Here is a 14,657-nt window from a genome sequence, read left to right as displayed (position 1 = left end):
TGATTATTGCCTAATTAGTTCAAGGAGTGAGAACATTGACATTAAGAGAACAAGCATTGCATATGCATCGTACAAACCAAGGGAAGTTAGAGACGGTTTCAAAAGTACCAGTTCGAAATGCAGAGGATTTAAGTTTGGCATACTCTCCTGGTGTAGCGGAGCCGTGCAAAGAAATTTATGAAAAACCAGAAACCGTATATGATTATACGATGAAAGGAAACACAGTAGCGGTTGTTTCCGATGGAACGGCTGTACTGGGACTTGGAAATATCGGTCCTGAAGCTGCGATGCCTGTTATGGAAGGGAAAGCTTTATTGTTTAAAAGCTTTGCCGGAGTCGATGCTTTTCCGATTTGTTTAAAAACGACTGAAGTGGATAAAATTATAGAAACTGTAAAACTACTTGAACCTACATTTGGCGGAGTGAATCTAGAGGATATTGCCGCTCCAAATTGCTTTGAAATTGAAGAAAGATTGAAGAAAGAAACGAATATTCCGATTTTTCATGATGACCAGCACGGAACTGCGATTGTGACGGTAGCAGGATTAGTTAATGCTCTTCGTGTTGTTGGCAAATCAATGACGGAAATTAAAATTGTCGCAAATGGTGCAGGGGCAGCGGGCATTGCGATTATTAAGTTGCTCTATAGCTATGGTGTACGCGACATTATTATGTGCGATACAAAGGGTGCTATTTACGAAGGCCGAACAATAGGGATGAATGATATTAAAGAACAAGTGTCACTTGTCACAAATCGTGATAAGAAGAGTGGTTCACTTGAAGATGTAATCAAAGGGGCAGATGTATTTATAGGTGTTTCTGCTGCAGGGGCACTAACAAAAGAAATGGTTGAGTCAATGAATGTCGATCCGATTATTTTTGCGATGGCAAATCCTGATCCAGAAATTTTACCGGATGACGCTAAAGCTGCAGGTGCAAAAGTGGTTGGGACGGGACGTTCAGATTTCCCGAATCAAGTAAATAATGTGCTTGCTTTCCCAGGAATTTTCCGCGGTGCGCTTGATGTACGTGCAACGCATATTAATGAGAAAATGAAGGTAGCAGCTGTTCACGCGATTGCCGGTTTAGTAGAAGATCATGAGCTTCATCCGGATTATGTAATTCCTAGACCATTCGATGAACGAGTGGCACCTGAAGTAGCAGCTGCGGTAGCAAAAGCTGCAATGGAAACAGGTGTAGCAAGAATTAAAATCGATCCGGAGGAAGTAAAAGCTAAAACAAGAAAGCTTGCCCTCATTGGAAAAAGTGAGGCTTGATTTATGTGAGCAAGCGGCATTCCTCTTCCAAAGTTTATCTCGATGTAGTAGAAAATCTGCGCACTATGATTGAAGCAGATGGCCTGCTTCCAGGAGATAAAATTCCTTCAGAACGTGAACTTTCAGAGCGGCTCGCTGTTGGACGTTCTTCAGTTCGAGAAGCGTTACGTGCATTAGAGCTGTTAGGGCTTATTGAAACAAGACGTGGAGAAGGCACTTTTATTAAAGATTTCCAGGAGCATAAATTAGTAGAGCTTCTGGGAGCCTTTTTTTTACAAAATAATAAAGTAAATGAAGATCTAGTAGAGATGAGGAATCTAATCGAAATCGATTGTTTACGAGTCATAATAGCCCATGCTATAGATGATGAGATTGAACAACTCATACGTTGGGCTGAAAAAAACGACTTTAGTGATGAAGATTTTTTCTTACAAGTTGCGATGTGTAATCGTAACCGGTTACTAGAGAGAATTTGGCGAATTGTTAATAGTTATGCAAAAGCATCGACCTTTTCTGATACGAAAGTGAGCAAGCAAGCATATGAAACATTGCTTGAATATGTGAGAAAACGTGATGAAAATCAAGTTGTTGCAACATACATATCGCTTATCAGAAATATGTCGAAGAGCGAGTGACAAGATGTTACACAGTTTTTAGTACGATTCTGATACAGTATTAGGACAAGATCGATGCATAGACTAGGCGGTAAAGGGAGGATTCCAGCTTGCTTAAAGAGCTATTTATAAAATCCAAGAAGAAGTATGCGACAATTCCAGTTGACCGTGAGCAGCAAGATGTTCCGGCCGGGATTATGATCAAATGCCCCAACTGTAAAAAAATCATGTATACGAAAGAATTAGTGAAGAATCAGAAAGTATGTCTGCACTGTGACTATCATCATCCTATGTCGTCTTTTGAGAGAATTGCAAGTTTGTTTGACGAGGGAAGTTTTACAGAATATGATCAAGAAATGATTTCTGTCAACCCGCTTGAATTTCCGGACTATCTTGAAAAAGTAGAGAAAGACCGAAAGAAAGCGAATATTAACGAAGCGGTCGTGACAGGAGTAGGTACGATTAATGGGCACACAATTTCAGCGGCGATTATGGATTCTAACTTCAGGATGGGGAGTATGGGTTCTGTTGTCGGTGAAAAAATTACAAGAGCTATTGAGCGAGCGGCTGAACGGAATATTCCGTTTATTATTTTTACCGCTTCAGGTGGTGCGCGAATGCAAGAAGGCGTACTAAGTTTAATGCAAATGGCTAAAACAAGTGCGGCTTTAAAAATGTTTAGCGATAAAGGTGGACTCATTATTTCAATTATGACTCACCCGACAACAGGTGGTGTGTCGGCAAGCTTTGCTTCACTTGGCGATATCAATTTAGCCGAACCAGGAGCGTTAATTGGCTTTGCTGGACGACGAATTATTGAGCAGACCATTCGCGAGGAGTTGCCGGAAGATTTCCAAACGGCAGAATTTCTATTAAAGCATGGTCAATTGGATGCCGTCGTTTCGCGAACGGAATTAAAAGAAACCTTAACGACCATTCTTAAAATCCATACTCCAGGTGGTGAGTGGCAATGATTGGTGAATTAGAATTTGAACGTCCAGTCAATCAATTGCGCAGTAAAATTGAAGAATTAAAAGAATTAACGAAACATGCCGATGTTGATTTATCGAATGAAATTGCCAAATTGGAAGAGCGTCTAGCGAAATTAGAAAATGATGTTTATGAAAATATGAAACCGTGGGATCGTGTTCAAATTGCCAGACATCCGGCACGACCAACAACGCTTGAATATATTTCATTGATTTTCGAAAACTTCATTGAACTGCATGGTGACCGTTGCTATGGAGATGATGAGGCCATTGTGGCCGGAATTGCACAGTTTAATGGACAGCCAGTGACGGTAATTGGTCATCAACGAGGAAAAGATACGAAAGAAAATATTCGTCGAAACTTTGGGATGCCACATCCAGAAGGTTATCGTAAAGCATTGCGCTTAATGAAACAGGCGGAGAAATTCCGTCGTCCGATTATTTGTTTTATTGACACAAAAGGAGCTTATCCAGGTAAAGCAGCTGAAGAGCGAGGACAAAGTGAGGCAATTGCTCGGAATTTGTTTGAAATGGCAGGATTAAAAGTACCTATTATTTGTGTCGTAATCGGTGAAGGAGGAAGTGGCGGCGCCTTAGCACTTGGTGTGGGTGATCGTATTTATATGCTGGAGAATTCAACATATTCGGTTATTTCACCTGAGGGAGCAGCATCTATTCTATGGAAAGATGCTACTCAGGCAAAACGTGCTGCAGAATCGATGCAAATTACAGCTCCAGATTTATATCGCTTAGGTGTGATTGATGAAATTATTCCTGAGATTAAAGGTGGCGCTCATCGGAATATGAATAAACAAGCAGAGGCGATTCAAGCTGTTTTAGAGCGCGCACTCAAAGATCTTCTTCTTTTGGATAGTGAAGAGCTTATTCATCAGCGGTATGTTAAATACAAGAAAATTGGTGAATATACGTTTACTGAAACGAAACAACAGTCAGTGACGGAAACAAAAGTTGAAGAACAATATACTAATTAATAGGAGCGTGTCGTCTTGGACGGCACGTCTTTTTTTAAGGCTTTGTGTATGCCTGGGTGTGATTAACAAGCTGATTTAATACAGCCTTGTTTAAAAAAATAAGTAAGAAACTTCTCGACACGTTTTGTTGTCTAGCTTCGCCGGCTAAATCACTGTGAACAAGATAAGAGTCACCAAAAGGCAAAGAGCGCCTTGAGGGGATTTTTTCTGTTTTTTATCTGATCTGAACGAGCCGGTTTTGCTTTTCTTAATTTCGTGTAAATCTTTTTTCGTTTGACTTCAATTTCTGCTAAGAGTAATGTAGGCTTAAAGCATTACGATTAATGATTAAGTAAAAAATGACACGTTTAAATGATGAAGAGGTGAGAAGAATGAAGAAGATAGGCGTATTAACAAGTGGAGGAGATTCTCCAGGTATGAATGCCGCTGTTCGCGCGGTTGTTCGGAAGGCGATTTATCATAATCTTGAAGTATACGGAATTTATCATGGCTATCAAGGATTGATTGAAGGGGATATCAAGAAATTAGAATTAGGGTCAGTTGGTGATATTATTCATCGTGGAGGCACGATTCTACATACAGCTCGCTGCAAAGAATTTCAAACAGAAGCAGGTCAGCTAAAAGCCATTGAACAGTTGAAGAAATTAGGGATTGAAGGCATTGTTATTATTGGTGGAGACGGGTCTTATCGAGGGGCTCAAGCATTGACAGAGAAAGGATATCCCTGTATTGGTGTACCAGGAACAATTGATAATGATATTCCTGGCACTGAGTTTACTATTGGGTTTGATACAGCCTTAAACACGGTTATTGATGCAATCGATAAAATTCGGGATACAGCGACTTCTCATGAACGTACATATGTGATTGAAGTGATGGGACGAGATGCGGGAGATATTGCTTTATGGGCAGGGCTTGCCGGCGGGGCGGAAACCATCTTATGTCCAGAATATGATTATGATATGGAAGAGCTTGTTGCAAAGCTCCATCGCGGTCATGAACGAGGAAAGAAACATAGTATTATTATTGTCGCAGAAGGTGTTGGCAGCGGTGTTGATATTGCAAAAGAAATCCAAGAAAAAGCAGGGTTTGAAACACGTGTTACCGTGTTAGGGCATGTACAACGCGGTGGTTCGCCATCTGCGCGTGATCGAGTGCTGGCGAGTCGATTAGGGGCTCGAGCTGTAGAGCTTTTGATGGAAAGTCAAGGCGGTAAAGCGGTTGGAATTGAAAAGAACAAGTTAGTCGATTATGATATTATGGAAGCATTGGCAAAGAAACACACAATTGATAAAAAAATGTACGATTTATCGGCTGAATTGTCGATATAATCCTTGTTTGAATTATGAAGGGGGTAACATCATCATGCGTAAAACGAAAATCGTATGTACAATTGGTCCAGCAAGTGAAAGTATAGAGAAGCTTATTCAGCTTATTGAAGGGGGAATGAATGTAGCAAGGCTTAACTTTTCCCATGGTAATCATGAAGAGCATGCAGTCAGAATTCGTAATATTCGTGAAGCTGAAAAGCAAACAGGAAAAAATGTAGCGATTTTATTAGATACAAAAGGGCCGGAAATCCGCACCCATAATATGGAGAATGATGCAATTGAATTAAAGGCTGGTTCGACTATCACTATTTCAATGACAGAAGTGCTTGGAACGCCAGAAAAATTCTCGATTACATATGAAGGATTACTTCATGACGTATCCGAAGGTTCAAAAATTTTGTTAGATGATGGTTTAATTGGTCTTGAAGTTATAAACATTGATGAAGTTGAAAAAGAAATACATACAAAAGTTTTAAATAGCGGTACATTGAAAAATAAAAAAGGGGTTAATGTCCCAGGTGTGTCTGTAAAGTTACCGGGTATTACTGAAAAAGACGAACAAGATATTATGTTTGGGATTGAACAAGGTGTAGACTTTATCGCAGCTTCTTTCGTTCGCCGAGCTTCAGACGTACTTGAAGTACGAGAACTATTACAGAAAAATGATGGCACACGCATTCATATTATTCCTAAAATTGAAAATCAAGAAGGTGTCGACCGTATTGATGAAATTTTAGAAGTGTCAGACGGTTTAATGGTTGCGCGTGGTGATTTGGGTGTTGAAATTCCAGCAGAAGAAGTACCGCTTGTGCAAAAGGAATTGATTCATAAATGTAATGAGCTTGGAAAGCCTGTTATTACAGCTACGCAAATGTTAGACTCCATGCAGCGGAACCCTCGTCCTACACGTGCAGAGGCTAGTGACGTAGCTAATGCGATTTTTGATGGAACAGATGCGATTATGTTATCTGGAGAAACAGCAGCTGGGCTGTATCCTGTTGAAGCTGTTCAAACGATGCATAATATTGCATCTCGTACAGAGACAGCGCTTAATTACCGTGACATTTTATCAAAGAGAAGCAAAGTTCACCGACATCAAGTAACAGAAGCTATTAGCCAATCTGTAGCACATACTGCTCATAATTTAGAGGTCGGCGCAATTATTACGCCTACAGAAAGTGGTCATACAGCACGCATGATTTCAAAGTATCGTCCGAAAGCACCGATTATTGCGGTGACAGCTCATGAGCATATTGTAAGACGTTTAGCATTAGTTTGGGGCGTATATCCGCAAATGGGACCTAGAGCGAATACAACAGATGAAATGCTTCAAATTGCCATTGACGAAAGCTTACATTCTGGCTTGGTATCTCATGGAGATTTGGTTGTGATTACAGCAGGGGTGCCAGTCGGTGAGAAGGGCACGACGAATTTAATCAAAATTCATTTATTAGGAGATGCTTTATTAAAAGCACAAGGTATCGGACGGAAAGCAGCGAAAGGAAATGTTGTCATTGCGAAAACAGCGGCTGAAGCTTTGGAGAAAGTAATAGAAGGCTCTGTATTAGTAACGATTGGCTCTGATCGCGAAATGATGCCAGCGATTGAAAAGTGTGCCGCGTTAATTACAGAAGAGGGCGGTTTAACGAGCCATGCTGCAGTTGTTGGGGTTAACCTTGGCATTCCGGTTATTGTTGGGGCGGAAGATGCAACGAAGATTTTAACAGAAGGTCAAAGCATTACAGTAGATGCTAGCCGTGGCGTTATTTACGATGGAGATTCGCGCGTTTTGTAATATGATATTTTCGCTTGTTGGAGTAATAGGAGGTATAATGTAGGTATATACATTGTGCTGGAGGAATGTACATGAAATATATGTTGTTTTTACTCATTGCGCTGCCGGTCGTTGAAATTGCCATCCTATTGTTAAGCGGTCATTTAATTGGTATATGGCCAACGCTTCTTTTGATAATCATTACAGGCGTATTCGGTGTGTTTTTAGCGAAACGACAAGGAGTAGAAACATTGCGTAAAGCGCAGGAGCAAATGCGCTATGGTTCGATGCCAGGGCATGAAATCATCGACGGCATCTGTATTTTAATCGGTGGTGTTTTTCTGCTCTTACCTGGCTTTGTATCAGATATCATTGGAATTATTTTATTGTTGCCAATGACGCGCAATTTGTTTAAACCGCTTGTTATTGGGTTTATTATGAATAGAATGAATCGAGGAAGAGTCAATATTATTCGTTATAAATAGCTTAAGAAATAAATATAAGTTGATGAAATCGCATCTCTAAAGCAGAGATAAACATCCTGCCCCTTATCACAACGATAAGGGGCAGGAAAGCTGCTTTGGAGGTGCTTTTGTCTTGTAGAAGGGACACTTATAGGGAATCAACGTAATTCATTCATGTTTTTGATTAAATACATAATTTTGTACAGCGAGATAATCAGCTGTTGATCCAATGTCATATCTAGTGCCTGAAAGGACTTTTCCGTAACACTTGTCCTCTTGAAGGACCTTTTTAATAGCATCTGTTAATTGAATTTCCCCTCCAATGCTTGGCTCTAGGTTTTCTAACGCTTTCATAATGGCGGGGGTAAATATATAACGACCGACTACAGCGAGGTTGGATGGGGCATTTTGTTGTGGTTTTTCTATAATATTTACAAGTTCATAGAGGTCTGGAGCTGCAGGTTTCCCATCAATGACCCCATAATTTTTTAAAAATTGCTCCTCTACTTTTGTTAAACCAATCACATGACTATTTTTTTTCTCATATATGTCTATTAACTCTTTTAATCCGCCGCCAACGATAATATCATCCGGAAGCAGTACGGCAAACGCATCGTTCCCTACGAAATGTTTCCCAAGACGAACGGCATCACCAAGTCCTTTTGCAGCTGATTGTCGAGTATAAACAATTTGAATATCCGGGATGTTTAATTGATGTAATAAGAACTCTTTATTTGTTTTTTTTAGAAACATTTCTAATTCTAACGAATAATCAAAATAGTCTACGATTAAGTTTTTGGAGCGCGAGACAATGATTAAGATTTGCTCGATACCAGCCGAAATGGCTTCTTCTACGACATACTGGATAGAAGGCTTGTCTCCGATAGGAAACATCTCTTTTGGAATGACTTTTGTGACTGGTAGGCTCCTTGTACCAAAACCGGCAGCGGGTATGATAGCTTTTTTAATCATGAGTACACCGACCTTCTTGACTGAAATTTCTATATAGTATTCCGTTTTTTGTAAACTGGTACATCCTTAAGGAAAATTAAGGCATCTGTCTTATCTTGCGTAGCACATATATTTTTATCCCACTCTTAACGGGCAGTAAGCTCCCCACCTCAAGATTCAGAGTGAACAAGGAAGAGAGGTGGGGGACAACTGCCCTCATCTAGTTGCGGCTCCTAGCCCCTCGAGATCATAAGCTGTAATGCTCTGTGGCAAACTGCGCCACGCCGCATTTCATCTTATGCTTGTCGGGGCTGAACAGTCGCCTCGCTTTTGTAGTAAAGATCCGATTGGTGAGATACAGTGAAACTTACCTTTGCGATTTTCAAAGGTAAGCTTTCACCAATCAGGACCGTAGAACGTGACTAACCATCAGTGGGGGATGAAGAAAAACCCCCACTGATGGAAGTTTCACTTTATTTGTTTTTAGCTCATTTCAGCGGTAGCGAGCTGGAAATCGTTTGATTAACATCAAACATAGTTAGTTGAGATAGTATAACTGTCTAAATTCAGCCCTTTTTAGACAGATGGATAGTCAGGCTAACGCTTTAGTTAATAGGATATACATAGAAGTTATTGGAAAGGAGAAGTAGACATGGAAATATGTGTAGTAGGGGCTGGTTATGTCGGATTAACATCCGCTGCTGTACTTGCCGATTGTGGCCATTCTGTTTGCTGTATAGATACAAATAGAGAGAAGATAAAATTACTGAATCAAGGAGAGGTACCTATTTTTGAACCAGGTTTAAAAGAATTGATTTTAAACAATAGAAGTCGCTTAACTTTTAGTACCTCTGTTAAAGAAAATATACGAAAATATCCAGTTGTTTTTATTGCTGTTGGAACTCCTTCAGCTCCAGATGGTCAAACAGATTTAACATATGTTGATTCAGTAGTTGACCTGATTGCTAATTCTATCACTTCTTATAAAACGATTATTACAAAAAGTACTGTGCCCCCTGGGACAAATGAAGGGATTTTTCATAAGTTGATTCAAAAAGGTGTGAATCCGCAATTATTTAATATTGTCTCAAACCCTGAATTTTTACGAGAGGGTACAGCGATTGCTGACATGTTACATGCTGATAAGATTGTGGTAGGAAAACAAAAGGATGATCAAAAGTCGCTCGATATTATAAAAGAAATCTATCAAAAAATAGATGCTCCATATATTGTTACGACATTATCCGGGGCGGAAATGATTAAGTATGCGTCCAATGCTTTTTTAGCTACAAAAATCTCGTTTATAAATGAGATTGCTAGAATTTGTGATAAGTATGATGTTAATGTTGAGGATGTGAGAAAAGGGATTGGTTTAGATCCGAGAATTAATCCACACTTTTTACAATCAGGGCTTGGTTATGGCGGCTCATGTTTTCCAAAGGATGTTCGTTCTTTAGAACACAGTGCATTAAAGAAAAGGGTAACACCGATTATTTTACAGGCTGTTCAATCGGTGAATTACACGCAAGTGGACTACTATATAGAAAAACTATTAACGGTTATTCCGGATTTTACTGAAATGACGATTGCTGTTTTAGGAATTGCTTTTAAACCGCAGACAGATGATACAAGGTATTCACCAGCTGTTCAGTTAATTGAAAGATTAAGCGCTATGAATTCTATGGTGCATACGTATGATCCAAAAGCTCGCCTTCCGTTTGCTAAAAAAGAGAATGTGGTTCAATGTGAGAATATCACTCAAGCTATTACAGGGTCAGACTGTATCATTATTGCTACTGACTGGGATGAATTTAAACAGATGGATTGGGTGGAAATAAAAAAACTAATGAACGGTCATTGCATAGTCGATGCTAGAAACTGTATTGACCCAGAGTCTGTCGAGCAATATGGATTAAGGTATATTGGAGTGGCTCGCTCATGAAAATATTAGTTACGGGTGCTGCAGGATTTATTGGTTCTCATCTATGCGAAAAGCTGCTAATGGATTCGGGGAATGAAGTAATCGGAGTCGATACATTTATCGGGCCGACGCCTAGGAAGTTAAAACAACAAAACGTACAAAACCTCTTACCACAGTCGCGATTTCAATTACTCGAAGCAGATTTATTAACTGTTGACTTAAAAAGCATGCTTTCTGATGTTGATGTGATTTATCATTTAGCCGGAATGCCAGGTGTCCGCTCGAGTTGGGGAAAAGATTTTGATCCTTATGTTACGAACAATATTTTAGTGACCCAACGTCTTTTAGAAGCCGCGAAAGACCTACCTCTTAAAAAATTTATCTATGCTTCAACATCCTCTGTGTATGGTGAAAAAGTAGGAAAAGTAACAGAAGATGCCTATCTTACACCTCTTTCTCCATATGGAATTACAAAGCTTACAGGAGAACATTTATGTCATGTGTATTTGAGAAGTTATAACGTTCCTGTTGTAACGGTTCGGTTCTTTACTGTATATGGACCGAGACAGCGTCCTGATATGGCGTTCCATCGATTTATTGCTCAAATTCTTAAAGGAGAACCAGTAACGATTTTTGGAGATGGAAACCAATCAAGAGATTTTACCTATATAAGTGACTGTATTGAGGGTATTTTTCCTCTTGCCTACCAGGAAGGATTGATTGGCCAGACGATTAATATCGGTGGAAAGGAACGAGCGACTGTTAATGAAGTAATTGCTCTTATTGAACAAATAACAGGGAAACAAGCAAGTTTTCACTATTCGGAAACTGTTAGTGGAGAGCCGCGTCATACATGGGCTGATATTTCTAATGCGCAAAAGCTATTAGGCTATAACCCAAATATTTCTCTAAAAGAGGGTCTGGCTAAAGAAGTAGATTATATCCGTTTTGTATATCAGATATGAGGAAGCGGACTGCATAGCCTTTGGAAAAAATCATAGATTAGCTGTCACGTAAAAGAATAATCAACATATTTTAATATGAGGTCTGTTTATTTTTGGTGAATCAGCACTTTACGAAAGGAGATGTTCAACATTAAGATTGCATTCATTTGTACGGAAATGTTGCCTGTTCCCCCGTTAAGAGGGGGAGCGATTCAAGTGCTTATTAATGGAGTGACACCTCATTTAAGTCAAAATCATGACTTGACGATATTCTGCATTACAGACCCTGACCTACCTGATCGAGAAATCGTAAATGATGTCGAATATATTCGGGTTCCGCGTGAGAATTATGTGTTCAATATCGGACAAGAGTTATCGAAAAAACAAGCAGATAAAGAATATTATGATGTTATACATGTATTCAATCGTCCTCGTGATGTCCTCATTTATAAGACCGCCATGCCAAAGAGTCGGTTTGTATTGAGTCTTCATAATGAAATGTTTAAAGAGAATAAAATCTCCACAGAAATGGGAAATTTGGTCGTTAGAGCCATGGATAAAATTATGAGTATTAGCGAGTATATCGGAACAACGATTACCTCTCGCTTTCCATTAGCTAAAAGTAAGGTGAAGGCTGTCTATTCAGGAATTGATTTAAAAAAATATAAACCGATTTGGAGCGAGGAGGCACAGAATTTACGAAGGGAACTGCGGCAAAAGTATGGGGTAGAGGATAAGAAAGTGATTTTATTCGTCGGTCGTCTAAGTAAGGTGAAAGGTCCTGATATCCTCTTACAGGCGATGAAACAAGTGCTTGAAAAGCATCCTAATTCAGCCTTAGTCATAATAGGCAGTAAATGGTTTAGTGATGATAGAATTGATGATTACGGATTGAAACTGCGTCAACTAGCTGAAGAGTTAGGTGAGAATAAGGTCATTTTTACCGGTTTTGTGCCTCCAAGCGAAATTCCTGCTCATTTTTTGGTTGGGGATCTTTTTGTATGTAGTTCTCAGTGGCAGGAGCCCCTTGCTCGTGTTCATTATGAAGCGATGGGTGCTGGGTTGCCGGTTATTACGACGAATCGCGGTGGGAACGCAGAAATTATTAAAAATCTTCATAATGGGATTGTCATTGACGATTATTCAAATTCGGAAGCGTTTGCAGATGCTATATCTTTTATATTATCTAATGAGCAGGAAGCCAATTCTATTGCCAAAGCAGGCCGGGAGTTTGTCGAATCAAACTTTGGGTTTGAGCATGTAGCCAAACGCTTGGAAGATCTTTATGTAGCTGCTATGAAAAGGAAAAAATCTTAGGGAGGCATTTGGATGGATACGATATTTTCAGAAGTAGTAAAAAGCGTAATCGCTTACTACCCTGTTGAAGTAAAAAATATTTATTTATTGTCTTTTAAAGGGAAGAAGGCGGTCTGGTCGATTGAAACGGATATTGGTGAGTTGATTATAAAAAAGGTTCCGTTTGATGAGGATCATATCGCATTTATGGTACATGCGATTGATTATTTAAGAGACAACGGTATCCACACACCGAGTGTTATCAAAGCTCATTCGGGAGAAGGTTTTGTAAAGGTAGATGGTGAATATTTTGTCATTTTTGAAGCGGTCCATGGAAGATCACCAGAATATGAGTATGAGAATGAATTGTTGATGATTTTAAAGGGAATGGCTTCTTTTCACCAAGCTTCAAAGGGAATCGAATCGCCTACAGGGAAGTTCCCTTCTTTTCTCTTAACGGAATGGAAATCAGATTTACAAAGAAGATATGAGCGGTTAGTAAGCTTGAAAGAACAGCGATTACAGGCGACGGATCATAATGAGTTTGACCGGCAGTTTTTAATGCATGTTGATACCTTTTTAAAGCAGTGTCAGACGTCCATTTCGGTGTTGAACAATCCTACTTTTGATCAATGGGTGGAAGAAACGAAGGTCACGAAATCATTATGCCATCAAGATTATGCTGCAGGAAACCTTGCGATTGGCAGTGATGGGAACCTGTATGTGTATGATATGGATTCTCTAACAGTCGATCTCCCAATTCGTGATATGAGAAAAATTTTAAATAAGGTGATGAAAAAAGAAACAGCTTGGGATTTGGAGCGTATGATCAAGATGATGAAGGCCTATCAAGAAGTTAATCCCTTAACAAAAGAGCAGTATCATATTCTTGCCGCCGATATTCTATTTCCGCATTTATTTTATGGACAAGTTACGAAATACTACGACAAGAGAGAAGCAAAATGGACGCTTCAAAAACATATTTCCCGAATAAAGGACATGGCTGCTACAGAAATAAGTAAAGAAAAAGTAGTTCAAGACTTTCTAACACGATTAGACGAGGTGGTTCAGAATGGATGAGGCGATGAAAAATCTTGATTTAGGAAAGCGCCTGATGGCGGTGCATTATCCTTCTCTTGAAGTATTCGATATAGAGGTTATTCAAGACGAACCGATTAAAACGATTTGGAAAGCAGAGACATCGATAGGGACTGTTTGTTTAAAACGGATTAGGAAGTCCATCCCCATTGTGAAATTCACAACTGCAGCGCAAGACTATCTTTATGCTAAAGGCGCCCTCGTTGCGGGTATTATTCCAACGAAGGAAAACGAGCTCTTTTTTGTTCACGAAGGGTATGGCCTAGTGTTATACCAATGGATTGACGGAAGTGACTTGGAAATGGAAGAAGTTGAAGAGCATGCTTTTGCGGGATTAGAGGGATTAGCTCAATTTCATAAAGATACGGTAGGGTTTGTACCGCCCTCCGATTGTCAAACGTCTAACCGAATGGGGGTATGGCCTCATCACTATAACAAAATGCTTGAAGAAATGAAACAATGGAAAATCGAAGCGGAAAAGAAGACAACCCCTTTTGAACAAGCGTATGTCAAGCTAGCGGACGAAATGATTCAGCTGGCTGAACAGGCTAATCAGATGTTTCAAGATTCCTGTTATTTTGAATGGGTTGATGAAATTGGGGAATATGGTTATATGTGTCATCAAGATTATGGAAAAGGGAATGCCCTTCAAACGGAAAAAGGAGTGTACGTTTTAGACCTGGATAACGTAACGTACGATATTCCATTGCGCGATGTACGCAAACTAATTATGAAACGCATGGAGGAAATTGGGGCTTGGGATGTATCCGAATTAGAACGTTTGGTGAATTGCTATGAATCTATTTTGCCGCTAACGGAAGAGCAAAGAAAGATTCTCTACATTGATATGTTGTATCCTCACCAATTTTACGGTTGTGTAAAAAACCCTTTCAAGAAAGGCAAAGAAGGCGAAGAAAAGAAAATTCTAAAAAATTACCGACTTGAAATGGAAAAACTACCTGCTTTGCGCCAAGTATTGAACTTAAACTAATGGACGAGGTGATGA

13 protein-coding genes are annotated in these 14,657 nt (G+C 39.6%); 12 read left to right on the top strand and 1 reads right to left on the bottom strand.

The window, feature by feature from the left end:
• Positions 1-35: 35 nt before the first annotated feature.
• The 7 genes from ystJ to ACE199_RS06705 all read left to right on the top strand — a co-directional run bounded on the left by ystJ (position 36) and on the right by ACE199_RS06705 (position 7,462).
• Entirely contained in the window at positions 36-1,277 is a 1,242-nt protein-coding gene (gene ystJ / locus ACE199_RS06735) for an NADP-dependent malic enzyme (RefSeq protein ID WP_375349093.1), read from the top strand.
• 5 nt (positions 1,278-1,282) lie between these two features.
• Positions 1,283-1,912, top strand: a complete 630-nt coding sequence (locus ACE199_RS06730) for a FadR/GntR family transcriptional regulator (protein WP_375349092.1) — start codon at positions 1,283-1,285, stop codon at positions 1,910-1,912.
• Between the two features lie 89 nt (positions 1,913-2,001).
• On the top strand, positions 2,002-2,865 hold the full coding sequence (accD, locus tag ACE199_RS06725) for an acetyl-CoA carboxylase, carboxyltransferase subunit beta (RefSeq protein ID WP_252286986.1): 864 nt from the start codon (positions 2,002-2,004) through the stop codon (positions 2,863-2,865).
• Positions 2,862-3,872, top strand: a complete 1,011-nt coding sequence (locus ACE199_RS06720) for an acetyl-CoA carboxylase carboxyl transferase subunit alpha (RefSeq protein ID WP_375349091.1) — start codon at positions 2,862-2,864, stop codon at positions 3,870-3,872. Before accD ends, ACE199_RS06720 begins: the two co-directional genes overlap by 4 nt.
• A 371-nt stretch (positions 3,873-4,243) precedes the next feature.
• Positions 4,244-5,203, top strand: coding sequence for a 6-phosphofructokinase (gene pfkA, locus ACE199_RS06715; RefSeq protein WP_127761625.1), 960 nt, complete (start codon positions 4,244-4,246; stop codon positions 5,201-5,203).
• 34 nt (positions 5,204-5,237) lie between these two features.
• A complete protein-coding gene (gene pyk / locus ACE199_RS06710) occupies positions 5,238-6,998 on the top strand; it encodes a pyruvate kinase (RefSeq protein WP_375349090.1) in 1,761 nt (586 codons plus the stop codon).
• Between the two features lie 71 nt (positions 6,999-7,069).
• Entirely contained in the window at positions 7,070-7,462 is a 393-nt protein-coding gene (locus ACE199_RS06705) for an FxsA family protein (protein ID WP_127761623.1), read from the top strand.
• A gap of 147 nt (positions 7,463-7,609) precedes the next feature.
• Here ACE199_RS06705 and ACE199_RS06700 read toward each other — a convergent pair whose 3' ends face one another.
• Positions 7,610-8,413 carry a UTP--glucose-1-phosphate uridylyltransferase gene (locus tag ACE199_RS06700; protein WP_375349089.1) on the bottom strand — a complete coding sequence of 268 codons (804 nt, stop codon included), beginning with the start codon at positions 8,411-8,413 and terminating at the stop codon, positions 7,610-7,612.
• A 631-nt stretch (positions 8,414-9,044) separates the two neighbouring features.
• On the opposite strand from ACE199_RS06700, the gene ACE199_RS06695 reads away from it, so the two are divergent.
• The 5 genes from ACE199_RS06695 to ACE199_RS06675 all read left to right on the top strand — a co-directional run bounded on the left by ACE199_RS06695 (position 9,045) and on the right by ACE199_RS06675 (position 14,642).
• A complete protein-coding gene (locus ACE199_RS06695) occupies positions 9,045-10,334 on the top strand; it encodes a UDP-glucose dehydrogenase family protein (RefSeq protein WP_375349087.1) in 1,290 nt (429 codons plus the stop codon).
• Positions 10,331-11,278, top strand: a complete 948-nt coding sequence (locus ACE199_RS06690) for an NAD-dependent epimerase/dehydratase family protein (RefSeq protein ID WP_375349086.1) — start codon at positions 10,331-10,333, stop codon at positions 11,276-11,278. The genes ACE199_RS06695 and ACE199_RS06690 overlap by 4 nt, the downstream gene beginning before the upstream one ends.
• Before the next feature lie 195 nt (positions 11,279-11,473).
• Positions 11,474-12,574 (top strand): glycosyltransferase family 4 protein, encoded by a 1,101-nt coding sequence (locus tag ACE199_RS06685; protein ID WP_375349085.1) that lies wholly within the window; start codon positions 11,474-11,476, stop codon positions 12,572-12,574.
• A 12-nt stretch (positions 12,575-12,586) separates the two neighbouring features.
• Entirely contained in the window at positions 12,587-13,633 is a 1,047-nt protein-coding gene (locus tag ACE199_RS06680; protein ID WP_375349084.1) for a CotS family spore coat protein, read from the top strand.
• Entirely contained in the window at positions 13,626-14,642 is a 1,017-nt protein-coding gene (locus ACE199_RS06675; protein WP_375349083.1) for a CotS family spore coat protein, read from the top strand. Before ACE199_RS06680 ends, ACE199_RS06675 begins: the two co-directional genes overlap by 8 nt.
• Positions 14,643-14,657: the final 15 nt, after the last annotated feature.

Origin of the sequence: Peribacillus sp. Hz7, assembly GCF_042136355.1 — a bacterium.
Taxonomy (GTDB): Bacteria; Bacillota; Bacilli; order Bacillales; family DSM-1321; genus Peribacillus; species Peribacillus asahii_A.
Note: the sequence above shows the minus strand (reverse complement) of the source record. Positions and strands in the feature narration are given on the sequence as shown.